23 protein-coding genes are annotated in these 20,840 nt (G+C 66.4%); 1 reads left to right on the top strand and 22 read right to left on the bottom strand.

Annotated elements, in window-relative coordinates:
• Window positions 1–47: 47 nt before the first annotated feature.
• The 19 genes from FIU85_RS18795 to FIU85_RS18705 form a co-directional block, all read right to left on the bottom strand.
• Window positions 48–842, bottom strand: coding sequence for a phytanoyl-CoA dioxygenase family protein (locus tag FIU85_RS18795; RefSeq protein WP_152497983.1), 795 nt, complete (start codon window positions 840–842; stop codon window positions 48–50).
• Window positions 843–906: 64 nt separating this feature from the next.
• Window positions 907–2,304: a UDP-N-acetylmuramoyl-L-alanine--D-glutamate ligase gene (gene murD, locus FIU85_RS18790; protein WP_152497982.1), complete on the bottom strand. Its 1,398-nt coding sequence runs from the start codon at window positions 2,302–2,304 to the stop codon at window positions 907–909.
• A 70-nt stretch (window positions 2,305–2,374) separates the two neighbouring features.
• Window positions 2,375–2,785: an ACT domain-containing protein gene (locus tag FIU85_RS18785; protein ID WP_152497981.1), complete on the bottom strand. Its 411-nt coding sequence runs from the start codon at window positions 2,783–2,785 to the stop codon at window positions 2,375–2,377.
• Window positions 2,766–3,527, bottom strand: a complete 762-nt coding sequence (locus FIU85_RS18780) for a hypothetical protein (RefSeq protein WP_152497980.1) — start codon at window positions 3,525–3,527, stop codon at window positions 2,766–2,768. The genes FIU85_RS18785 and FIU85_RS18780 overlap by 20 nt, the downstream gene beginning before the upstream one ends.
• A gap of 1 nt (window position 3,528) precedes the next feature.
• A complete protein-coding gene (gene mraY / locus FIU85_RS18775; protein ID WP_152497979.1) occupies window positions 3,529–4,611 on the bottom strand; it encodes a phospho-N-acetylmuramoyl-pentapeptide-transferase in 1,083 nt (360 codons plus the stop codon).
• The gene (murF, locus tag FIU85_RS18770; protein ID WP_152497978.1) at window positions 4,612–6,054 is read right to left on the bottom strand and encodes a UDP-N-acetylmuramoyl-tripeptide--D-alanyl-D-alanine ligase; all 1,443 of its coding nucleotides are present in this window, start codon (window positions 6,052–6,054) and stop codon (window positions 4,612–4,614) included.
• Entirely contained in the window at window positions 6,051–7,550 is a 1,500-nt protein-coding gene (locus tag FIU85_RS18765; RefSeq protein WP_152497977.1) for a UDP-N-acetylmuramoyl-L-alanyl-D-glutamate--2,6-diaminopimelate ligase, read from the bottom strand. The genes murF and FIU85_RS18765 overlap by 4 nt, the downstream gene beginning before the upstream one ends.
• Window positions 7,551–7,574: 24 nt before the next feature.
• On the bottom strand, window positions 7,575–9,359 hold the full coding sequence (locus FIU85_RS18760) for a penicillin-binding protein 2 (protein WP_152497976.1): 1,785 nt from the start codon (window positions 9,357–9,359) through the stop codon (window positions 7,575–7,577).
• Window positions 9,356–9,700, bottom strand: coding sequence for a cell division protein FtsL (locus FIU85_RS18755; RefSeq protein WP_152497975.1), 345 nt, complete (start codon window positions 9,698–9,700; stop codon window positions 9,356–9,358). The genes FIU85_RS18760 and FIU85_RS18755 overlap by 4 nt, the downstream gene beginning before the upstream one ends.
• Entirely contained in the window at window positions 9,700–10,689 is a 990-nt protein-coding gene (gene rsmH, locus FIU85_RS18750; protein WP_152497974.1) for a 16S rRNA (cytosine(1402)-N(4))-methyltransferase RsmH, read from the bottom strand. The genes FIU85_RS18755 and rsmH overlap by 1 nt, the downstream gene beginning before the upstream one ends.
• Before the next feature lie 3 nt (window positions 10,690–10,692).
• Window positions 10,693–11,196: a division/cell wall cluster transcriptional repressor MraZ gene (locus FIU85_RS18745; RefSeq protein WP_144435427.1), complete on the bottom strand. Its 504-nt coding sequence runs from the start codon at window positions 11,194–11,196 to the stop codon at window positions 10,693–10,695.
• A gap of 886 nt (window positions 11,197–12,082) precedes the next feature.
• Window positions 12,083–12,427, bottom strand: coding sequence for a DUF1629 domain-containing protein (locus tag FIU85_RS22110; RefSeq protein ID WP_368372971.1), 345 nt, complete (start codon window positions 12,425–12,427; stop codon window positions 12,083–12,085).
• A 348-nt stretch (window positions 12,428–12,775) separates the two neighbouring features.
• Window positions 12,776–13,282 (bottom strand): GNAT family N-acetyltransferase, encoded by a 507-nt coding sequence (locus tag FIU85_RS18735; RefSeq protein WP_152497972.1) that lies wholly within the window; start codon window positions 13,280–13,282, stop codon window positions 12,776–12,778.
• A complete protein-coding gene (gene acuI, locus FIU85_RS18730) occupies window positions 13,269–14,258 on the bottom strand; it encodes an acryloyl-CoA reductase (RefSeq protein ID WP_152497971.1) in 990 nt (329 codons plus the stop codon). The genes FIU85_RS18735 and acuI overlap by 14 nt, the downstream gene beginning before the upstream one ends.
• A gap of 155 nt (window positions 14,259–14,413) precedes the next feature.
• Complete coding sequence (locus tag FIU85_RS18725) at window positions 14,414–15,517, bottom strand: dimethylsulfoniopropionate demethylase (protein WP_152497970.1); 1,104 nt, start codon at window positions 15,515–15,517, stop codon at window positions 14,414–14,416.
• Entirely contained in the window at window positions 15,517–15,765 is a 249-nt protein-coding gene (locus FIU85_RS18720) for a hypothetical protein (protein WP_152497969.1), read from the bottom strand. The genes FIU85_RS18725 and FIU85_RS18720 overlap by 1 nt, the downstream gene beginning before the upstream one ends.
• Before the next feature lie 4 nt (window positions 15,766–15,769).
• Window positions 15,770–16,279 carry a DinB family protein gene (locus FIU85_RS18715; protein ID WP_152497968.1) on the bottom strand — a complete coding sequence of 170 codons (510 nt, stop codon included), beginning with the start codon at window positions 16,277–16,279 and terminating at the stop codon, window positions 15,770–15,772.
• Between the two features lie 11 nt (window positions 16,280–16,290).
• Window positions 16,291–16,995 carry a DUF1326 domain-containing protein gene (locus FIU85_RS18710; RefSeq protein WP_152497967.1) on the bottom strand — a complete coding sequence of 235 codons (705 nt, stop codon included), beginning with the start codon at window positions 16,993–16,995 and terminating at the stop codon, window positions 16,291–16,293.
• A 3-nt stretch (window positions 16,996–16,998) separates the two neighbouring features.
• Window positions 16,999–17,847, bottom strand: coding sequence for a DUF2182 domain-containing protein (locus tag FIU85_RS18705; RefSeq protein ID WP_152497966.1), 849 nt, complete (start codon window positions 17,845–17,847; stop codon window positions 16,999–17,001).
• Between the two features lie 68 nt (window positions 17,848–17,915).
• Between FIU85_RS18705 and FIU85_RS18700 the strand changes: the two genes are divergently transcribed.
• On the top strand, window positions 17,916–18,656 hold the full coding sequence (locus FIU85_RS18700) for a FadR/GntR family transcriptional regulator (RefSeq protein ID WP_152497965.1): 741 nt from the start codon (window positions 17,916–17,918) through the stop codon (window positions 18,654–18,656).
• 176 nt (window positions 18,657–18,832) lie between these two features.
• On the opposite strand, the gene FIU85_RS18695 is transcribed toward FIU85_RS18700, so the two are convergent.
• From FIU85_RS18695 to FIU85_RS18685, 3 genes are read right to left on the bottom strand one after another with little or no spacing between them, the layout of a single operon-like run.
• The gene (locus tag FIU85_RS18695) at window positions 18,833–19,027 is read right to left on the bottom strand and encodes a Trm112 family protein (RefSeq protein ID WP_152497964.1); all 195 of its coding nucleotides are present in this window, start codon (window positions 19,025–19,027) and stop codon (window positions 18,833–18,835) included.
• Window positions 19,024–19,668: an LON peptidase substrate-binding domain-containing protein gene (locus FIU85_RS18690; RefSeq protein WP_152497963.1), complete on the bottom strand. Its 645-nt coding sequence runs from the start codon at window positions 19,666–19,668 to the stop codon at window positions 19,024–19,026. Before FIU85_RS18690 ends, FIU85_RS18695 begins: the two co-directional genes overlap by 4 nt.
• 27 nt (window positions 19,669–19,695) lie before the next feature.
• A complete protein-coding gene (locus FIU85_RS18685) occupies window positions 19,696–20,610 on the bottom strand; it encodes a co-chaperone YbbN (RefSeq protein WP_152492916.1) in 915 nt (304 codons plus the stop codon).
• Window positions 20,611–20,840: the final 230 nt, after the last annotated feature.

Genomic DNA, 20,840 nt, shown 5'->3' with positions numbered 1-20,840 from the left:
GCATCAAGCGTAACACGTCCCGGACCTGATCCGGGACCTCCTGCCCCTCAGAGCAACCTTGGAAATTCCGGGCCGTCCAGCGGCGCCCCATGCGCCAGCTTCACCCCCTCGAAGGGCGGCGAGGTCGTGATCCCCTCGCGCCGCGCAAAGGTGGCATCATCCCCCACCAGCCGCAGGGAAAACGCCCGCCTCTGCGCCGTGGCCGAATTGTTGGCCGGTGCCCCGTGCACCGTCCGGTAATCGAACGCCACCGCATCCCCCGGCTCCAGCGCCCAGCCGACGATATCATAGGCGTCGCGGTCCCCGTCGATATCGGGCAGAGCCTCCAGCCCGTCATTCTCATTCAGCGCCGTTCCGTCGAAGCGCTGGGGCCGGAAATACTTGCCCCACAGATGCGAGCCTGCCACGAATTCCAGCGTCCGCTCGCGCGGCACCGCGTCCATCGGAATCCAGAGGCTGACCGTCTGCGTGGCGTCGAGGCAGTAATAGGGCAGGTCCTGGTGCCACGGCGTCGGCATCCCCGTCTTCGGCGTCTTGACGATCACGTGCTCGTGGAACAGCCGCACCGTCTTGCTGCCCATCAGCTCAGCCCCGATCTGCGCGGCGGGCGCGTTCTCGATGAAATCGCGATATTGCGGAATCCGGTCCCAGTTGCAGTAGTCCGACAGGAAGCGCCCGCCCTCCTCGGTGCGATAGTCCCGCGCGTTGGGCGCCGGGTGCTCCAGGTTGTAATCCACCCCCGCCCGCAAAACCTCCATCCAGTCGTCGAACACAGCCCGCAGCACCGTCGCGCCCTTGGCGCGGAACTCCGCGACGGTTTCGGCCTTCAACAGATCCGCCATGCCAGTCTCCCCTCAGATACCGGGATCATGCTGGCACGCCGTCCGGTTCTTGCCAAGCGCGCCGCTACAGCCGCGCCTTCACTTCGCCGATGAAATCCTCGCCCCGCCGCTCGAAGCTGTCATATTGATCGAAACTCGCCGCTGCCGGGGCCAGCAGCACGGTCTCGCCCGGCTGCGCATCCTCCATCGCTCGCATCACCGCATGGCTCATGGTGGTGCAGACCTCCGCATCGACGCCCTCGAGTTGCAGCGCGAACCCCGCCGCCTCGCGCCCGATGACATAGGCCTTCGTCACGTGGCCCAGACCGTCTTTCAGTCCGGCCAACCCGCCCTCTTTCTCCAACCCGCCACAGATCCACCGGATCCTGTCGAAGGCCAAGAGCGCCATCAGCGCCGCATCCACGTTCGTGGCCTTGCTGTCGTTGACGAACTGCACGCCGTCCTTCTCGGCCACCATCTGGCTGCGATGCGGCAAGCCTGCAAAGCTCTGCATCGCGGCCTCGATCACCTTTGGATTCAGCCCCAGCGTCCGGCACGCGGCAAAGGCACAACAGGCGTTCTGGTGGTTATGCGCCCCCGGCAGGCCCTTGATCCGGCGCAGGTCGATCGATCCCACCTGCCGCCCCTTGCGGTATTCCGACAAAAACCCCTTGCGCGCAAAGACCTGCCATCCCGGCCCGGTCAGCTTGCGGTCCACCGACACCCGGATCACCCGGTCATCCCCCGGCGCTTCCGCAAGTTGCCCGGCCAGAAACAGCCCCTCGGGCTCGTCCACGCCGATCACGGCCCGGTCCGGCCCGCCTTCCGCGAACAACCGCCGCTTGGCCGCGAAATATCCCCCCAGCCCGCCATGCCGATCCAGGTGATCGGGGCTGAGGTTGGTGAACACCGCCACATCCGGCGTCAGCGCGCGGGCCAGCTCCGTCTGGTAGCTGCTGAGTTCCAGCACCACCACGCCGCCTTCCCCCGGCGGGTCGATATCCAGCACGCCGCGCCCGATATTCCCGGCCAGCTGCGCTTCTCGCCCGGCCTCTTTCAGAATGTGGTGAATCAGCGCCGAGGTGGTCGATTTTCCGTTCGACCCGGTCACGGCAATGACCCGCGGCGTCGTATCCAGATTGTCCCACTCGCTCGTCGCCAGCGACCGGAAGAACAATCCGATATCGTTGTCCACCGGCACGCCCGCCTCCTGGGCGGCGGCCACGACCTTGTTCGGCTCGGGGTAAAGATGCGGAATGCCCGGGCTGACGATCAGGCTGGCCACGTCGGCGAAATCCTCCGCCGCGCGAAACTGCCGGATGTCGAAACCTTCCTCCGCCGCGCCTTCCCGCGCGCCGGGATTGTCGTCCCAGCACAACACGTCTGCGCCGCCCGCCCGCAGCGCCCGCGCCGCCGACAGGCCGGACCGCCCCAGGCCCAGCACCGCCACGCAGTGCCCTTCCACTCCCCGAACAGGTATCACGCCACATGCCTCCCGACTGGTGTTTGCCCTTCGCTACCCGATCCCGTGACGCTTGGCCAGAAACCCGCGATCAACCGGCGCCCCGCGCCACGTCCCGCAGGATCGTCATCGCGCCCTCGGCCAGTTCCTCCGGCACGAAAACATGATCGTGGTGATAGGCCGCCACCACGTTGCAGGGGATAAGCGCCTCGGCCAGCGCGCCCGCCACCGCCGCCGTCAGCCCCACGCCATCCAGCGCCGAATGTACCGACAGGGTGATCCGGCTCATCGGCATCTCCACGGCAAAACCCAGGTCCCGCGCCACCTCGTCCGGCAGGATCAGCGAGGTGCCCTCCTCCTCGGCAAACACCGCCAGCGCATGGGGCCGCCCCCGCTCCGCCATGTCCCGGTCAGCGGTCGTGCAGAAATGCCAGGTCTCGGGGTCGCGCACCGGCGCCATGCCCTTGATCATGTCCTTTGTGTCAGTGACCCGTGTCGCCATCGTCCATCGCTCCGTCCATCAGTCCGGCTTGGGTGGCGTACGCGGATGGGTGCCCGGGTGATCCGGGACGCTCACCGCCAACCCTGCATCCTGCATCCTGCATGTTGCGGGAAAACTGCCAATCCGCGACCTCGAAATACATGTTCGGCCCGATCGCGACCGACTGCCACCGCAGCGCCGCCGCCTCGGGGCTGACGAACATCATGTGCATGTCGCTGTCGGTATTCAGGCCGACAACGTGATATCCTTCCGCGCGCAGCCGGGGCCAGACCATCGCGTATACCTCGCCCACCACGTCACCCCGCCGCAACGTTCCGGCCGCCGCCCCGGCGTCGATATGCTCCGCGATACCCCCGGGAAGATCCAACCCGACCGCAGACACCATCAGGTCGAACTGGTCCAGACTGTCCTCGGTCCCGGCCGCCCAGTCCAGTTCGGCCAGCCGGTCCGCAGACCAAAGCGCATGGCCCAGCACCGCAACATCAGGCGCAAACGAGCGGTAATACTCAAAGGGGCTCTCCCCGCCCGCCTGTCCTGACAGCATCGCCTTCGCAGCGGTGATCGCGACAGGATCACCCTCCGTCAACTCGTCCACCGCCTGAAGGATCTGGGCACCGCTCAGCGGCGCGTCGGACGTGCCGCCCGACCCGGCCCGTGTCATGCCCTGGGTCATGCCCGCGCCCGGCGCGATCAAGGCTGCCGTCCCTGCAAGACCGGCCACCAGCCATGACATCATGCCCATGTCACCGCACCTTCAGTGTCGCCAGCCCGATCATCGCGAGGATGATAGCGATGATCCAGAAGCGGATCACGATCTGCGGCTCGGCCCAGCCCTTTTTCTCGTAATGGTGATGGATCGGCGCCATCAGGAAGACCCGCTTGCCGGTCCGCTTGAAATAGAACACCTGGATGATGACCGACAGCGCCTCGACCACGAAGATGCCGCCGACGATGCCCAGCACGATCTCGTGCTTGGCGGCCACCGCGATGGCTCCCAGCGCGCCGCCCAGGGCCAGCGACCCGGTGTCGCCCATGAAGACCGCCGCCGGCGGCGCGTTGTACCACAGGAACCCAAGGCCACCGCCGGCCAGCCCCGCCACGAAGACCAGGATCTCGCCCGTTCCCGGCACGTAATGCACGTCCAGATACTCGGTGAAGTCCACGCGCCCCACCGCATAAGCGATGATCCCCAGCGTCACGGCGGCGATCATCACCGGCATGATCGCCAGCCCGTCCAGACCATCGGTCAGGTTCACCGCATTGGCCGCCCCCACGATCACGAACATCGCAAAGGGAATGAAGAACAGACCCATATTGATCAGCGTGTCCTTGAAGACCGGCAGCGCCAGTTGATACTGCAACTCGCTCGGGTGATACATGCTGGCCCAATAGGCCGCGATCCCGGCAATCAGAAAGCCCAGCCCCAGCCGCACCTTGCCCGGTACCCCCTTGTGGTTCTGCTTGCTGACCTTCGCGTAATCGTCCCAGAACCCGATCAGGCCGAACGACATGGTCACGAACAGCACCAGCCACACGAACGGGTTGTCCAGCCGTGCCCAGAACAGGGTCGAGGTCAGCAGCGCGCCCACGATCAGCAAGCCCCCCATGGTGGGCGTGCCTGACTTCGCCAGATGCCCCTCGGGGCCGTCGCTGCGGATGGGCTGGCCCTTGCCCTGGGTCCTGCGCAGCACGTTGATCAGCGGCTTGCCGAAGATGAAACCGAAAACCAGCGCCGTCAGGAACGCTCCGCCCGACCGGAAGGTGATATAGCGAAAGAGGTTGAAGACATCGCCGCCATCCGACAATTCGGTTAACCAGTAGAGCATTCAAACGTCCTCTTTTTCCGCGACGGCCTGCGCCAGCCGGCGCAGCGCGGTGACAACTTCGCTCACGTAGCTGCCTTTCGACCCCTTCACCAGGATCACGTCGCCCGCATCCACCAGCCGGTGCGCCTCGGCGGCCAGTTCGCCGGCGGTTTCGACCCAGCGGCCCCTTTGCGCCTCGGGCAGCGCGTCGTAAAGGGTTTTCATGCGCGGGCCGACGCAATGGATGACCTGTATGTCCTTCACGAACGGCAGGTCCGCGACCTCGCGGTGCATCCGCGCCTCGTCGGGGCCCAGTTCCAGCATGTCGCCCAGGATGGCGATCCGCCGCCCCGCGGCCACCCGCCCGATATCGTCGCGCACCCGGGCGGCGGCCAGCACTTCCAGCGCCGCGGCCATCGAGGTGGGGTTGGCGTTGAACGCGTCGTCGATCAGCTCGATCGACATCGCTTCCTCGACCATGTCCAGCACCAGCACCTCGCGCGTGCCGCGCCCTTTGTAGGGCCGCCACTGCCCAAGGTCGCAGACCGCCACGTCGCGGTCGGCTCCCAACGCCTCTGCCGCGGCGATCACCGCCAGCGCGTTCAGCGCGAAATGCCGGCCCGGCGTGCCGACTTTGAACAGTATGTCGTCACCGCCCGCCTGCGCATGGCCCACCGTCGCGGCATCATGCACCGTCACATCCGTCAGCCGCATCTCGGCCGCCTCTGAGGTGCCGAACCGCACAACGGTTTCGGCCTTCGCTGTCGCCGCCTTGAGCAGGATATCCGCCGTGCCCACATCGGCATTGATCACCGCCGTGCCGCCCGGCTCCAGCCCGTCGAAAATCGCGGCCTTCTCGTGGGCGATCCCCTCGATATTCTCGAACGCCTCCAGATGCGCCGCCGCGATGGTGGTGATCAGCGCCACATGCGGGCGCGCCATCACGGCCAGCGGAGAGATTTCGCCGGGGTGGTTCATCCCGATCTCGATCACCGCGAACCGGGTGTCGCGCGGCATCCGCGCCAGCGTCAGCGGCACGCCCCAATGGTTGTTGTAGCTCGCTTCGGCGGCATGGGTGCGCCCCTGCCCCTCGAGCGCGGCGCGCATCATTTCCTTGGTCGAGGTCTTGCCCACCGACCCGGTGATCGCCACCACCTTCGCGTCGGTGCGCGCCCGGCCCGCGCGGCCCAGATGCTCCAGCGCCGGCAGAACCTCGTCCACGATCAAGAGCGGCGCCGTCTCGTCCAAGCCCTCGGGCACGCGGGCAACCAGCGCCGCCGCCGCGCCCTTTTCCAGCGCCTGCGCCACGAAATCATGCCCGTCGCGCACGTCTTTCAGCGCCACGAACAAATCGCCCGGTTGCAATGTCCGCGTGTCGATCGACACGCCCGTCGCGGTCCAGTCGCAGGTGCTGCGCCCGCCCGTGGCCGCCACGGCCTCCCGCGCTGTCCACAACTCGCTCACGCCACGCCCCCGTCCAGCGCCGAGACCGCCACGCTCGCCTGTTCGCAATCGTCGAAGGGGAACACGTCGTCACCCACGACCTGCCCGGTCTCGTGCCCCTTGCCGCAAATGAGCAGCGCATCGCCCGGCCCCAGCATGTCGACGCCGCGCAGGATCGCCTCGGCCCGGTCGCCCACCTCGATGGCCCGGTCCTCGCCGCCCGCCTGGCGCACGCCCTCCATCACCGCGGCGCGAATGTCGCCCGGCACCTCGCTGCGGGGGTTGTCGTCGGTCACGATCACCGCGTCGGCATTTTCCGCCGCCGCCCGGCCCATCAGCGGCCGCTTGCCCCGGTCCCGGTCGCCGCCCGCGCCCACGATGGCCACCATCCGGCCCAGCACATGCGGGCGCAGCGCGTAAAGCGCGGTCGACACCGCCTCGGGCGTATGGGCGTAATCCACGAACACCGCCGCCCCGCTGGAGCGCGTCGCGGCCAGCTGCATCCGGCCCCGCACGGTCCGCATCACCGGCAGCGTGGCAAACACCCGGTCCGGGTCCGCGCCCGCACCGATGGCCAGCCCCGCGGCCAGCATCACGTTGTCGGTCTGAAAGCCGCCGATCAGGTTCAGCTCCACTTGGTGGACCTGCCCGCGCCAGGAAAACCGCAAGGTCTGCCCGGTCGGTGAAAACACCCGGTTCAGGATCCGCAGGTCCGCCCCTTCGGCCCGGCCCACCGCCAGCACGTCCTGTCCCCGGCCATAGGCCACGTCCGCCATGCCCGGCCCGCGCGGGTCGTCGATATTGACCACGGCCACGCCGTCCTCGGGCAAGACCCGCTCGAACAGGCCCGCCTTGGCGTTGAAATAATCGTCGAAATCGGAGTGGTAATCCAGGTGATCCTGGCTCAGGTTCGTGAACCCCGCCGCCACCAGCCGCACGCCGTCCAGCCGCCGCTGCGCGAGGCCATGGCTCGACGCCTCCATCGCCGCATGGGTGATGCCGTTGGCCTCGGCCTCGGCCAGGACCCGGTGCAGCGTGATCGGCTCGGGCGTCGTATGCGCCAGCGGCGCCTCCCACGCGCCTTCGACGCCCGTGGTGCCCAGGTTCACCGCCTCCAGCCCCAGCGCCATCCAGATCTGCCGCGTGAAACTCGCCACCGAGGTCTTGCCGTTGGTCCCGGTGACCGCCACCATCGTCTCGGGCTGCGCGCCGTACCAAAGCGCCGCCGCGAACGACAGCGTCTGGCGCGGATCCTCGGCCACCACCAGCGCGGCATCGCTGTCGGCCAGTTCCTCGGCCGCCAGCGCAACGCCCTCGGGGTCGGTCAGGATCGCCGCCGCCCCCATCCGCAACGCATAGGAAATGAACTCGCCGCCGTGCACGCTGCTGCCGGGCAGCGCCGCGAACAGGGACCCGTCCTTCACCTCGCGGCTGTCCACCGCCAGCCCGGTGATCTCGGCCCGCCGGCCCCCCTGGGCGGTCAGGCCCAGCTCTGCCAAGGATTTGCTTTGCCCCACGCCTCTGGCCTTTGTCTCAACCCGTCAATTCGATGTCAGCGTTATACCTGTTAATGGCGCGGGTTCAATCTCGGGCCGCAGCCCCAGAAGCGGCGCGACGCGACGTGTGATTTCCGCCGCCACCGGCACCGCGGTCCAGCCCGCCGTGCGGCGCGGCTCGGGGCCCGTCGTCTCCACCGGCTCGTCCAGCGTCACCACCAGTACATAGCGCGGGTCATGCGCCGGGAACACGCTGGCAAAGGTCGCGATCACCTTGTCCTCGTAGTACCCGCCGGTGGGTTTGGGCTTGTCCGCCGTTCCGGTCTTGCCGCCCACTGCATAGCCATCGACCTCGGCGAAAGAGGCCGTGCCGTCGGTCACCACGTCGCGCAGCATCTGCATCGTCTGCGCCGCGGCGCGTTCCGACATCACCCGTGGGCCCATCTGCCCCTTGGGCTGCTTGATCACCGTCGGCTTCACCAGCCGCCCGCCATTGGCGATAGTCGCATAGCCCGCCGCCAGGTGCAGCGGGCTCGACGACAACCCGTGGCCGTAGGAAATTGTCATCAGCGACAGGTCGGTCCACTTCGAGGGCAACAGCGGCTTGCCGCCCTCCGCCTCGACGATCTCGAACGGCGTCGGCTCGAAGAAACCCAGCGATTTCAGGAAATCCTGCTGCCGGTCGATCCCGATCATCTGCGCGATCCGCGCGGTGCCGATATTCGACGACTTGACCAGCACCTTGGTGACGCTCAGTTCCGGGCCATAGTTGCGGAAATCCCGGATCCGGTACTTGCCGAACCGCACCGGCCCCTTGGTGTCGATCACCGTCGACGGGTTCACCACCCCGAGGTCCAGCGCCTGCGCGATGGTGAACGCCTTGAAGACCGAGCCCAGCTCGTAGACGCCCTGCACCGCCCGGTTGAACAACGGGCTGTCGCCGGGCTTTTCCCCGGCAATCGGCGGGCGCGGGCGGTCGTTGGGGTCGAAATCCGGCAGGCTGGCCAGGGCCACGACCTCGCCGGTCTGCACTTCCATCAGCACGGCGGCCGCGCCCTTGGCGTTCATCAGCATCATGCCGCCCTGCAGCACCCGCTCGACCGCCGACTGTACCGACAGGTCGATCGACAGTTGCAGCGGCTTGTGCCCCATGGCCGGATCGCGCAGCCGCTTGTCAAAATACTTCTCGACTCCCGCGACGCCGATCACCTCGGCGGCATGCACGCCCTCGCGCCCGAAACTGGCCCCGCCCAGCACATGCGCAGCCAGCTTGCCATTGGGATAAAGCCGCATCTCGCGCGGCCCGAACAGCAGCCCCGGCTCGCCGATATCATGCACCGCCTGGCGCTGCTCGGGGCTCAGTTTCTTCTTCACCCACAGGAACTTGCGCTTGCCCGTGAAATCCTTCTTCAGCCGCTCCACCTTCAGGTCGGGAAAGATCGCCGCCAGTTCCTCTGCCGCCCGTTCCGGCTCCACCATCTGGTGCGGCTGCGCATAAAGGCTGTAGGTCTCGAAATTCGTGGCCAGGATGCGGCCCTCGCGGTCCACGATATCGGCCCGCTGCGCCAGGATATCCGCGCCCGCGAACCCGGTGCGCGGCTCGGCCGGGTCGGTATTGGCCAGCACGCCCATCCGCCCGCCGATGACGGCAAAGGCGCAGACAAAGAACGCGCCCATCACCAGCAGGCGGCCTTCCGCCCGCATCCGGGCGCGGTCGCGCATCTCCTCGTGGCGCAACCGGATGTTCTCGCGTTCGATGGCGTCGGGGTTCTCGCCCTCCTCGCGGGCCTTCAGGATACGCGCCAGCGGGCGCAAAGGGGTACGGATCATGGCTGCTGCTCCCGTTCCATCACGTCGATGACATTGGAAATCGGCAAGGGACCCTCGGTCGGATAGGCCACCTGGTCGATCTTGCCGAACTGGTAGGGCTGGAACGGCAACAGTCCCAGCTGATCGAAATTGATCTCCACCAGGTCGCGCAGCCGATCCGGCCGGTTCAGATAGGCCCATTCCGCGTTCAGTACCCTCAGGCGCTGCCGCTGGTCCGCGATCTGCTGCTGCACGGCCTCCGACCGCGCCTGCGCAGCCTGCGTCTCGTAGTTTTCCCGGTAGGCCCAGAAGGCCAGACCGATGACCATGACAGCGGTCAAAACATAGAAGAAACTGCGCATTACCTCACCCCTCGTCGATTATGCGTCTTCGGCACCGGCATCCCGATGCGCCCCCTGTCCACCGGCCGCGGCGCGGCCTCGGTCCGCGTCGCCACCCGCAGCTTGGCGCTGCGCGCCCTCGGGTTCTCCGCCAGTTCCGCCTCGTCCGGGCCGATGGCCTTGCGCGTGGTCTGGCTGAAGGTCGGCGGATCCTGCTCCACCACCGGTGCGTGCCGGCTGCCGCCGCCGGTGTTTCCGGTCTTCTCGGCCAGAAAGCGTTTCACCATACGGTCCTCGATGGAATGAAACGTCACCACGGCCAGCTGCCCACCGGGCCTCAAGGCGCGCTCGGCGGCCTCCAGCCCCTCGACCAGCTCGCCATACTCGTCGTTCACCGCGATGCGGATCGCCTGGAAGCTGCGCGTCGCGGGATGCACCTGCCCCGGCTTCGGGCGCGGCAGGCATCCCTCGATGATCTCCGCCAATTGCAACGTGGTGACAATCGGCACGTCCTCGCGCTTTTTCACGATGGCCCGCGCAATCCGCCGGCTCGCCCGCTCCTCGCCATAAAGAAACAGGATGTCCGCAAGTTCCGCCTCTTCCATCTCGTTGACCATGTCCGCGGCACTGGGCCCGTCCTGGCTCATCCGCATGTCCAGCGGGCCATCCTTCATGAAGGAAAACCCCCGCTCGGCCCGGTCCAGCTGCATCGACGACACGCCCAGGTCCAGCACCACGCCGTCCAGGTCCTGCCCATACTCATCCAGCTTCGAAAACGTCCCCTGCACCAGTTTCACCCGGTCGTCCGCCCACTCTTCGGCCATCTCTATGGCCAGCGGATCGCGGTCCACGCCGATCACGGTGTCGGCCCCGGCCTCCAACAGCCGGCGGGTATAGCCCCCCGCGCCCAGCGTGCCGTCCAGCCACGTGCCGGAAACCGGCGCCACGGCGCGCAGGATCGGCTCTATCAGAACGGGAACATGGGGATTGTTTGCGGCAGCACTCCCCATAGCTCATCCCTCCCCGGGCGGATCGATCAGGGTCAGCGGATCGAAATCGCCATCCTGCTCTTCCAGGAAGGCCGCGGTCTCCGCCGCCTCGACCTCTTCATAGGTCGCCGCGTTCCAGATCTCGAAATAATCGCCCATCGCGACCATCACCGCCTCGCCTTCCAGCCCGATCTGCTGGCGCAACCGCTGCGGCAACACGATGCGCCCATCCTTGTCCACTTCCGTGTCCCAGGATTTCCCAAGGATCATCCGGCTCGCGCGCTTGCGCGCGTCCGACCCGCGCGGCAACTTGCGGATGCCGTCCTCGATCTCGGCCATGGCGTCGATCGTATAGGCGTGAAGACAGTTTTTCAGATGCGGCCCGTGCAGCACGACGACACGCGGCAACGGGGCTTCGGGGCAGCGCGGATCGCCATCGGCCAGCACAGCGCGAAAATCGGCAGGGATCGACATCCGACCCTTGCCGTCAACCTTCTGGTTGAACTCGCCTCTGAAGCTCAGAACCACTGTCCGGCCCGTCCCTCGTTCCCCCGGTTTCAATAACTACCGTCCGAAACACGAAACGGCGGATTGAGCTGCTGCCACTGCCCAATCCGCCGCCCTCGTCCCGCTCTCGCGGGGTGTCCAGCTGCGCGCGCCACCTGGGGGGATGTCTGCTCGCCCGCGCGCCGGATCTCTTCGTTCTGATGAAGCGGGTGCCTGTATGAAACCTGCTCTGGTCTTTGTTTTGTTCGGGGTCGTTGTGTGCCCCTGTGTCCGTCCTCATCGTGGTTAAAGGTATGACATGGTACTTTATGGAACTCAACGAAAAAGTGACCCACTTACCTACAGAATGTTGATTTTGACCCCCTCCCCGATCAACATCATGTGTCGATCATAGCCATTTTGACGCACTACCTAGCGGAGAACCAAAATTCCAACACAATATATGGTGGCCTGAAACACGGATGGATATTTCCCACGATTTCCCGATTTTTTTCTCTGCACAGCCTGAAACATGAGGTCTCCGGCCGCGGATTCAACGAATCCTCCCTCGAATCCGCGCCTGTTCCATGGCGCGATTCGCACGAATCCGCTCACGGGTCCATGATTTCCCAGAACCCGATCCATCGATTCCATGATTTCCCGAAACGACGCGCCATCTGCCCCGTGGGGTGGGTGAAAACCCACGCGGCGCCCAACGCAACCCGCATCCTAGCGTGCGGCACGTGGGCTCTCGCCCACCCTACCCCGTGACCGCGCCGCCCGAAACATGCCCCGTAGGGTGGGTGAAACCCACGCGCCTCCACGGCCAATCCCCCTGCGCCCCCGTCGCGCGACAACGCCCGGTCGTAAACTCCTTGGAACAACCTTACCTGTCGTCCGTCACGGCGATTTCCCGAAACCACCATCCTTAACAGCCGACAATTTCAACCATCCCCTTGAACGCATCGGTGCAGACGACGGTTTTGGTCAGGGTATCACGCCAGATCAGCGCATCTGTCACACGCGACCGCAGCACCGCGCGCCCGGACCCTGAAATCGTGTTGAAATAGCTGCCGTCGCCACGCTTCTGAGGCACGATCCGCGTGCGGCCCTGATCCCAGCAGTCTCGGCGCGCCAGAAGATTGGCCAGATAAAACGGCCTACCCGAGATCGGCGTCTTGTGGACATCATCCCAGGTGCGCTCCATGCGCACGAACTCGAACAAAGCAGGATCGACCGCTTCAATCGCGTCCTTGAGACGCTCTGAAAACAAGGGGATGGACGTGAGGTTGTCATCGAACGGCTTGATGACATCGAATGTCCGCTCTGCCTTGGGCCTGCTGACACACCAAAGCTTCAGAAACTCGGCACGGGTCTGGTCCGTAAATCGCCCGCCCTTGACTTCAGCACCGCACGAGTCCGACCCGCCATGCTCGTACTTTATGTCGCGGCCGGGAACCCATTCGCCGTCTTAATCGTCATAGTGAATCCGCTCACCATAGTCCGGTGCACGCGCGAACACGTAATCTAGGATATCCGGCGTGCCGTAATTGCCCGCGATCAAGTAGCACTCTATGGACAACCGCCGCCTCTCCACCGAGCGCGCAGAGAGCAAGACACCTCAGCTCCCCAGCCATTTGAACATCACCAGCGCATCCACCAGCCCCTGCTTGGGATGCCGGAACGCCTTGGGCAACCGCCCCACCGTCTCGAAGCCCAGCTTCGTCCACAGCGCAATGGCCCCCACATTGCTGGTCACGACGAAATTGAACTGCATCGCCTCATAGCCCAGCTCCCGCGCCACACCCTGCGAATGCTCGCACATCGCCCGCGCCACGCCCCGCCCCCGCGCCGCCGGGGCGGTAATGTAGCCGCAGTTGCAGACGTGGCTGCCGCCGCCCGCCTGGTTGGTCTTGATGTAATAGGTCCCCAGGATCTGGCCATCCAGTTCCGCCACGTAGGTCGCACGCGGGGCCTCGCACCAATAGGCCATCAACCGGCCCTGCGACAGGTCCGGCTCGATGGCATAGGTGTCGCCCGCGCGCACCACCTCGCGCAGGATCGGCCAGAGCGCGTCGGCATCGCCGTCTCGCACCAGCCGGATGGTCAGGTCGTCACGCGTTGACATCGACGACGACACGGCCCTTCACCTGGCCTTTCAGGATGTCGCGGCCCAACTCCGGCAGGTCCGACAGGGTCGCGGGTTGCACCATCTCGTCCAGCTTGTCCATCGGCAGGTCCCTGGCGATCCGCTCCCAAGCCCGCAGGCGATTGTCATATGGCTGCATGACCGAGTCGATCCCCAAGAGGTTCACACCGCGCAGGATGAAAGGCGTGATCAGCGCCCCCTCGATGGCCGCGCCCCCGGCAAGGCCAATGGCCGCGACCGAGCTGCCATATTCCATCTGCTTCAGCACCCGGCCCAGCATCGCACCCGCCACCGCGTCGATGCAGCCGCCCCAGGCTTCCGCCTCCAGCGGCTTCTTGGTCACTTCGGTCAACTCTTCCCGCGGCACGATCCGGCTCGCCCCAAGGCTCTTCAGGTACTCCTCCTGCTCCGGCCGCCCGGTGACGGCCGCCACCTCGTGCCCCAGCTTGGCCAGGATCGCGGTCGCCACGCTGCCCACGCCACCCGCGGCCCCGGTCACCAGCACCGGGCCCTTCTTCAGCCCCTGGTCTTCCAGCGCCATGACCGCCAGCATCGCGGTAAACCCGGCGGTCCCCACCGCCATCGCAGCCCGCGTATCCAGCCCCTCGGGCAGCGGCACCAGCCAGTCGGCCTTCACGCGCGCCTTCTGGGCATAGCCGCCCCAATGCGCCTCGCCCACGCGCCAGCCGGTCAGCACCACCTTGTCGCCGGGGCTGTACCGGTCGTCAGAGCTTTCCTCGACCGTCCCGGCAAAGTCGATCCCCGGCACGTGCGGATAGTTCCGCACCAGCCCCCCGCCCGGCCCGATGCACAGCCCGTCCTTGTAGTTCACCGTCGAATACTCGACCGCGACCGTCACCTCGCCCTCGGGCAGGTCGTCCACTCCGATCTGCCTGACCTCCGCCGAGGTCTTGCCGCTCTCGTCATCCTTCTCGACAACCAATGCGTTGAACATGTCCAGTCTCCTGTCTTGCATAGCGAGGCTCTCTCGCTTTCATCGTTCCAAGTATGTGCGGGGCCGCCCCAACGCCGCCCCTGCTTTTCCTCTGGCCGGAAATATCCCGGGGAGCGCGAGGGGCTGGCCCCTCGCTTCCCCCGTCGAAGCGGGCGTCAGTTCCAGAAACCTTCCTGCACCACCCCGCGCCGGACCTGATCCGGCGCCTCCACCTGCAGCTCGGTGCCCGCGTCCCAATGGGTCATCCGCACCATGCCGATGGCCACGTTGGTATTGAAATCCGGGCTCCATGCGGCGGAACTCACCCGCCCCACCCGCTTGCCATTCGCCGTCACCGGCCACCACCGATCGCAGCCCGGCACTTTCGGCCCGTCGATGGCAATGGCGCAGATCTGCTGCACCGGGCCTTCCTTGGCCACCCGCAAAAGCGCATCACGCCCGATACAGCCGATGGCGCTCTGCGTATTGCAGAACCGCCCCAGCCCGCATTCATGCGGCGTATTGTCGTCGGTCATGTCGTTGCCATAGCTCAGCAGACCGCTCTCGATCCGTTCGATCAGGTTCGGACACCCTGCATGCACGTCCAGGTCGCGCCCGGCCTCCATCAGCGCGTTCCACAGCGGCATTCCGATATCCGCGCCCTCGACATAGATCTCGAAGCCGCCCTGCTTGGAATAGCCCGACCGCGCGATCACCATGTCCCGCCCCTGGAAATCGAACACGCCGAAGCGGAAGAACCGGACATCGCGCACCCCGTCGCCAAACACCCGCGCCATCAGCTCTTCGGCCTTCGGCCCCTGGACCGCCAGCGGCGATACGTCCGGCTCGTCCACCAGCACATCCAGCCGCCAGCCATGCGCCGTGGCCTTCACCCAGTAGAGCAGGTCACTGTCGGCAATCGAAATCCACCAGCGATCCTCGGACAGCTTCACCGACACCGGATCGTTCAGCATCCCCCCCGTCTCGTCCACGATGGGCACGTAGTAACACTGCCCCGCCGTCATCCCCCGCAGGTCGCGCGGCGTCAGCATCTGCATCAGCCGCCCCGCGTCGGGCCCGCGCAGCTCCACCTGCCGCTCGCAGGCCACGTCCCAGACCTGCACCGCATTCTTCAGATGGCGGTAATCCTCCTCGACTGACCGGAACACCGTCGGCAACAGCATGTGGTTGTAGACCGTGTAGCCTTTCACCCCGGCGGCCTCGACCCCGTCGGAAAAGGGCGTGCGCCGCAACCGGCGCGACAGGGAGATCATCGGCATCAGGCAGATCCCTTCAGGTTGCTCTTGCAGATCACCGGCGCGTCGCCCGTGGCGGAATAGGCCGCGACCCCGCAGGCCGCACAGCGATACTCGACGAACCGGCCGTTGCTGTTGCCGGTCTCGCTCCACTTGCAGGCCCGCCTCGCGGGCCGTTTCCCCGGCCCGGCCATGCGGCCGCCCACGCGACCGCGCCCGAGGCTCCATGCGACAGCCGCGATCACCACCAGCGCCAGGACAAAGGCCAGCATCGGCTCAGCCCTCCCCGGGCATCAGGAACATGTCGCTCACCGGCGCCTCTAGCCCGGCGGCGGTCATCATCGCGTGGACCTGTCCCCGGTGATGGGTCTGGTGATTGAACATATGCGTGACGCACAAAGCCCTGGGCGAGACCACGTCGCGCTGCGCCGTGCCGGAATACCAGTGCAGATCGCCGGTCAGGTCCATCGCCCGCAGAGAATTGGCCCAATGGCCGATCTTGCCGTCCACGTGATACCGCTCCGCGCTCCACGCCCCCAGCGTCGGATGCATCTCCACGCTTTTCTTCACGCCGACCCCGGGCGCCTCCACCGACGGATCGAACCGCGCCATCCACATTCGGTCACCCCACAGCAAATGGTTCAACGTCCCCAGGATCGAACCAAAGAACGCTCCGCGATCCTCGGTCATTACCTCCAGCGGCTGTGCGTCCAGCGCCTCGGTCAGCTGCCGGTTCTGCCACGCATTGTACCGCGCCATCATGCGGCAATATTCAGGAGTGATCATCGCAGGCGTCCCTACTTCGGCCCTTTCCAGTCGATCGGACAAACCTCCGCCGACATGCCACCGAAATCCCAGACCCGGCCGTAATCCCGCACCCGGCTCTTCAGACCCTTCGCCGCGATGATGTCCGGCCCCATCCAGTATTTCGAGTTCGTCACCATCACCGGATGATCCGGGCTCGCCCCGTCGATCATCTCGATCTCGCCCTGGATCTTGCGCCCGATATACAGCCCGCGCTTCTTGCCATCGCGCACGATCTCGACTTTCTCGCGCTCCGCCCCGATGATCTCGCTCACCAGCATGGTAAAGAGACCCGTGGTGCCGCCCGCCGCCCCGCTGAAGATCTGCAGGATCCCGTTATAGGCGCGGCCACTGGCGCGCTCGTCCACATAGGCCGCGACCTTCCAGTTGCCCTCACCCATGCGCCCGGGGATATCCACCAGCAGGCCCACGTTCAGGCCCGACAGATCCTCGCCCTCGTAATGCCCCTCGTCGATCGCGATCGCCATCCACGCATGACAATGCCCTTCGGTGGGCGGATGCGCCCCGAGGCTGACGACGCAGGGGCAGAACACCGTACAAGAGCAGTTCAGGAACAGCTCGCCCTTGATGGCCCACTCGGTCGGCGTCATCTTGCGCCGCTTGGGGTTGGCCATCCGGTTGTCGATGCGCTGCGACACCGGCAGCTTGTCGGCGTCTTTCCGGCGTGTCAAAGCCATGCTCTATCCTCCCGTAACCAGCGGCGCGGCCAGTACCGCCACGCCGCCCGCGATCAGCGCCACACCCATCGGCCGGATCACCCGGTGCCCGATCTGTGGCAGTTTCTCCAATACCATGAAAAGCGTGGCCAAGCCCATCCAAAGCAGGCTCATCACGCCGCCCACGAACCCCAGCGCCATGAAGCCCCAGCAGCAGCCCACGCAGAACGCGCCCAAGCCCAGCCCCATGCGCAGGCCGCCGCCAAAGCCCGTGCGCCAGTGCCCCAGGAAATAGGTCATCGGGCTGTGACACACGCCATGGCACAGCTCTTTGGCCCGCGTGAACTGAAACGCGCCCACGAGGATCAGCAGGCCGCCCGCAATCGCGGACGACTTGGCGATCCCCAGCATGTCGATCACACCGCCATAGAGCAGCGCCACCTGCACGCCCGCGATCACCGCCGCGAACCCGACCCAGGCGATGGAATACCCCGTCAGCACGCCCAGCCATCCGGCGGTGGTGCCATCGGCGCTGCGGCACAGATCGTCGTAACAGCGCAGCGTCGGCACCATCGTGGGCAGCATCATCGCCGCCATCATGATCGCCCACATTGCGAACAGCGGCCCGAACCTGTCCATCGCCATCATGTCCATGCCGCCCGACATCTCGCCGCTCATGCCCCCAGACATACCGGCGCCCATGCCCATCTCCATGCCCGGCTGCATCGCCCGCATCGTCTCGCCCATCGGCCCGGGCCGCCCGATCAGGTCCAGGTCCATCCCCGTCGCCATCAGGTACATCACCACCCACGCCACCAGGATCGCCGCGAAAAACGCCAGCCAGGCCACCGAGCGCAGGGAAAGAGCCGACATGCAGAAGATCACCCTTGGTTCGAGTCGCGATTGCCCTTATGAATGTCAGACAATTAAAGGTCTGACAAATGAAAACCGCCGACCCCGCCCAGCCGCGCCAGGATCTCTCCGCCCAGATCGCCCAGGCGATCCGCGATGCCATCGTCGAGGGCCGGATGATCACCGGCGAACGCCTGCCCTCCGAGGCGGAACTGTCCGAGCAATTCGGCGTCTCCCGCTCGACCGTGCGCGAGGCCCTCAAACGCCTGGCCGCGCAATCGCTGATCCGAACCCAGCGCGGCGCGTTCGGCGGCGCGTTCGTCAACCGGCTCAGCTACCAGGGCGCCTACAGCCAGCACATCACCACCTCCACGCTGCTTCTGTCGATGAACGCCGTCAGCTTCGAGACCGCGTGCGAGGCCCGTTACACGCTCGAACGCGCCTGCGCCCCCCTCGCCGCCCGGCGCCGCACCGACGACAGCCTCGCCACCATGCGCGCCGAGATAGCCCGCCAGTCGCAGCCGGGCCTCTCCGACGAGGCCTTCTGCGCCTCCGACGTCGCGCTCCACCGCGCCCTGGTCGATGCGGCCGACAACCCCGTGCTCAGCTACCAGCTTGCCGGCGCGGTCGAGGCCATGCAGCCTCTGATGAACATGATCACCTTCACCGCCCGCTCCCGAGGCGAAATCGTCGGCCTGCACGCCGCCCTTACCGACGCGCTGGAACACCAGGACGCCCCCGCCGCCGACACCGCCCTGCACCGGCTCGAGGCCTACACCCTCTCCCTGGGCCGCGACGTGATGGCCACCCGCGCCCGCAAGAGCACCTGACGCCACACCACGCCGACCCAACTCTTCCTCTGGCCCCAAATATCCCCGCCGGAGGCTCCGACGCAGCCCCCCCGCGCAGCGACCGGGTCAAAGCGTCACGCCGCCCCGCGCCCCGAGGCGGCGGCCAAAGGCCGACGCCGAGACGTCGAGCGTGCGCGCGCCCCGCGCGCACTCCGCTAGTCCAGCGTGCGCGCCTCGTCGATCAGCAGGATCGGGATCCCCGACCGGATCGGAAAGGCCAGCCCCGCGTTGCGGCTGATCAGCTCATGCGCCTCCGCATCGTATTCCAGCACCGAATGTGTCTGCGGGCAGATCAGGGCCTCCAGCATGTGCCGGTCGAACTGCGGCGCCGTGGGGTCGGTCTCAGTCATTGTATCACGTCCTTGTCGTCGCCGGCGCGCAGATCGTACTCGATCAGCGTCACCAATGTCTCGCGCCGCGTCGACAGGCTCGGCGCCTCCAGCAGCGCCTGCTTGTCCTCCGGCTCGAACCCCAGGAGCATCGACAGCGAATTGATCAGCAACTCGTCCTCGGCCTCCTTCAGCGTCTCCCAGTCGGTCGAGAGTTCGCGCGCCTCGAAATAGCGCGACAGAAGATCCATGAAGGGCTTCCGCCTGAACCCCGGATCACTGTCGCTGGGCTCCAGGTCCTGCTCGAACCCCTCCCAACTGACCTGCGCCCGGCGATAGGGCGTGAACCCCTCCACCTCCGAGGTCACGCGGTACCGCGACACGCCCGACAGCGTGATCATGTACCGCCCGTCCTCGGTCTCGGAAAACTGCGTGACGCGACCGGCACAGCCGATCCGGTGCAGCCCGTGCTCGCCCGCCCGCGCGCCGGGGTCCGGCTGCACCATCCCGATCAGGCGATGCGGCGTCTTCAGCGCATCCTCGAGCATCGCCAGGTAGCGCGGCTCGAACAGGTGCAACGGCAGCCGCGAGCGCGGCAAAAGCAGCGCCCCCGGCAATGGAAAGACCGGGATTATCTCCGGTAGATCACCCTGTAATATCATGTCCGGGGACGTAGCCCGTGCCGTCCGTCAGGCAAATATCATCGAGCTCAGTTTGCGGCGTCCCGCCTGCGCCACCGGATCGCCCGGTTTCAGCGCGTCGAAAATGGTGAAAAGCTGCGTCTTCGCCGCCGCGTCATTCCACTCGCGGTCGCGCCGGAATAGCTCCAGCAGTTCGTCCACCGCCTCCTGCGTCTGGCCCGAGGCGTGCAGCGCCTGCGCCAGGTCGAACCGCGCCTGATGGTCGTCCGGGTTTGCCTCCACCTTGTCGCGCAATTCGCTCACCGGCCCCGCATCCGCGGCCTGCCGCGCCAGCGCCAGCTGCGCCGCCGCCGCTTCCAGCTCCGGCGCCTTCGAGATCTCCGCCGGCGCGCCGTTCAGGATCGCTTCCGCCTGCTCCAGGTCGTCCATCGCGATATGGCTCGACACCAGGCCGGCATAGGCGGCGGCGTTCTTGTCGTCCTCCTGCAGGATCGCGGCAAAGGTCTGGGCGGCATCCGTCGCCGCGCCCTGCTCCAGCATCTCCTGCGCCGCCGCGATGGCCTCTTCCAACCCTGCGTCGCCGGCTTGGCCGCCCGCGGCCTCGATCACTCGGTTCACGAAGGCGTCGATCTCCGATCCCGGCACCGCGCCCTGGAACCCGTCGATAGGCTGGCCTTGCCAGAAGGCATAGACCATCGGGATCGACTGCACCCGCAACTGCTGCGCGATCATCTGGTTCTCGTCCACGTTGACCTTGGCCATCTTCACCGCGCCGTTCGCCTTGGTGACCGCCGCCTCCAGCTGCGGTCCCAGCGTCTTGCACGGGCCGCACCAGGGCGCCCAGAAATCGACGATCACCGGCACACTCTGCGAGGCCTCGACGACCTCGGTCATGAAGTTCGCCTCCGAGACGTCCTTGATCAGGTCGGTCTGGGGTTGGCTCTGGCCACCAAGTTCAAGCATTGTATCCTCCGCATCGCGTGGGCATGTCATTTGCCGTCTAAATGGCCCACGCGGCCCCGTGTTGCAAGGGGCGGCGCCGCCGCCGTCGTTGCCGCACCGCACGGTGACGTCACGAACCGGGCGATGCGACCGATCGAAAAAATCGCACCGTCGCGATACCACCCGGATACCGACGCGATACCGACGTCGTTTTCGACGCCTTCGACTCGGTTAACGCGATACCTCCGGCC

Origin of the sequence: Roseovarius sp. THAF8, assembly GCF_009363735.1 — a bacterium.
GTDB lineage: Bacteria > Pseudomonadota > Alphaproteobacteria > Rhodobacterales > Rhodobacteraceae > Roseovarius.
This window is presented reverse-complemented; position numbering and strand designations above follow the sequence as displayed.

What these genes read in the sequence shown, in the direction of transcription:
- FIU85_RS18725 (WP_152497970.1), bottom strand. Translation starts at nt 15,517, where the DNA reads ATGCCGATGATCTCCCTGTCGCGCCGGTTGCGGCGCACGCCCTTTTCC.
- FIU85_RS18760 (WP_152497976.1), bottom strand. Translation starts at nt 9,359, where the DNA reads ATGATCCGTACCCCTTTGCGCCCGCTGGCGCGTATCCTGAAGGCCCGC.
- FIU85_RS18690 (WP_152497963.1), bottom strand. Translation starts at nt 19,668, where the DNA reads ATGATATTACAGGGTGATCTACCGGAGATAATCCCGGTCTTTCCATTG.
- FIU85_RS18795 (WP_152497983.1), bottom strand. Translation starts at nt 842, where the DNA reads ATGGCGGATCTGTTGAAGGCCGAAACCGTCGCGGAGTTCCGCGCCAAG.
- FIU85_RS18710 (WP_152497967.1), bottom strand. Translation starts at nt 16,995, where the DNA reads ATGGCTTTGACACGCCGGAAAGACGCCGACAAGCTGCCGGTGTCGCAG.
- FIU85_RS18780 (WP_152497980.1), bottom strand. Translation starts at nt 3,527, where the DNA reads ATGGGCATGATGTCATGGCTGGTGGCCGGTCTTGCAGGGACGGCAGCC.
- mraY (WP_152497979.1), bottom strand. Translation starts at nt 4,611, where the DNA reads ATGCTCTACTGGTTAACCGAATTGTCGGATGGCGGCGATGTCTTCAAC.
- FIU85_RS18720 (WP_152497969.1), bottom strand. Translation starts at nt 15,765, where the DNA reads ATGCTGGCCTTTGTCCTGGCGCTGGTGGTGATCGCGGCTGTCGCATGG.
- FIU85_RS18735 (WP_152497972.1), bottom strand. Translation starts at nt 13,282, where the DNA reads ATGTCAACGCGTGACGACCTGACCATCCGGCTGGTGCGAGACGGCGAT.
- FIU85_RS18705 (WP_152497966.1), bottom strand. Translation starts at nt 17,847, where the DNA reads ATGTCGGCTCTTTCCCTGCGCTCGGTGGCCTGGCTGGCGTTTTTCGCG.
- rsmH (WP_152497974.1), bottom strand. Translation starts at nt 10,689, where the DNA reads ATGGGGAGTGCTGCCGCAAACAATCCCCATGTTCCCGTTCTGATAGAG.
- FIU85_RS18785 (WP_152497981.1), bottom strand. Translation starts at nt 2,785, where the DNA reads ATGGCGACACGGGTCACTGACACAAAGGACATGATCAAGGGCATGGCG.
- FIU85_RS18755 (WP_152497975.1), bottom strand. Translation starts at nt 9,700, where the DNA reads ATGCGCAGTTTCTTCTATGTTTTGACCGCTGTCATGGTCATCGGTCTG.
- FIU85_RS18700 (WP_152497965.1), top strand. Translation starts at nt 17,916, where the DNA reads ATGAAAACCGCCGACCCCGCCCAGCCGCGCCAGGATCTCTCCGCCCAG.
- FIU85_RS18695 (WP_152497964.1), bottom strand. Translation starts at nt 19,027, where the DNA reads ATGACTGAGACCGACCCCACGGCGCCGCAGTTCGACCGGCACATGCTG.
- acuI (WP_152497971.1), bottom strand. Translation starts at nt 14,258, where the DNA reads ATGTTCAACGCATTGGTTGTCGAGAAGGATGACGAGAGCGGCAAGACC.
- FIU85_RS18715 (WP_152497968.1), bottom strand. Translation starts at nt 16,279, where the DNA reads ATGATCACTCCTGAATATTGCCGCATGATGGCGCGGTACAATGCGTGG.
- FIU85_RS18685 (WP_152492916.1), bottom strand. Translation starts at nt 20,610, where the DNA reads ATGCTTGAACTTGGTGGCCAGAGCCAACCCCAGACCGACCTGATCAAG.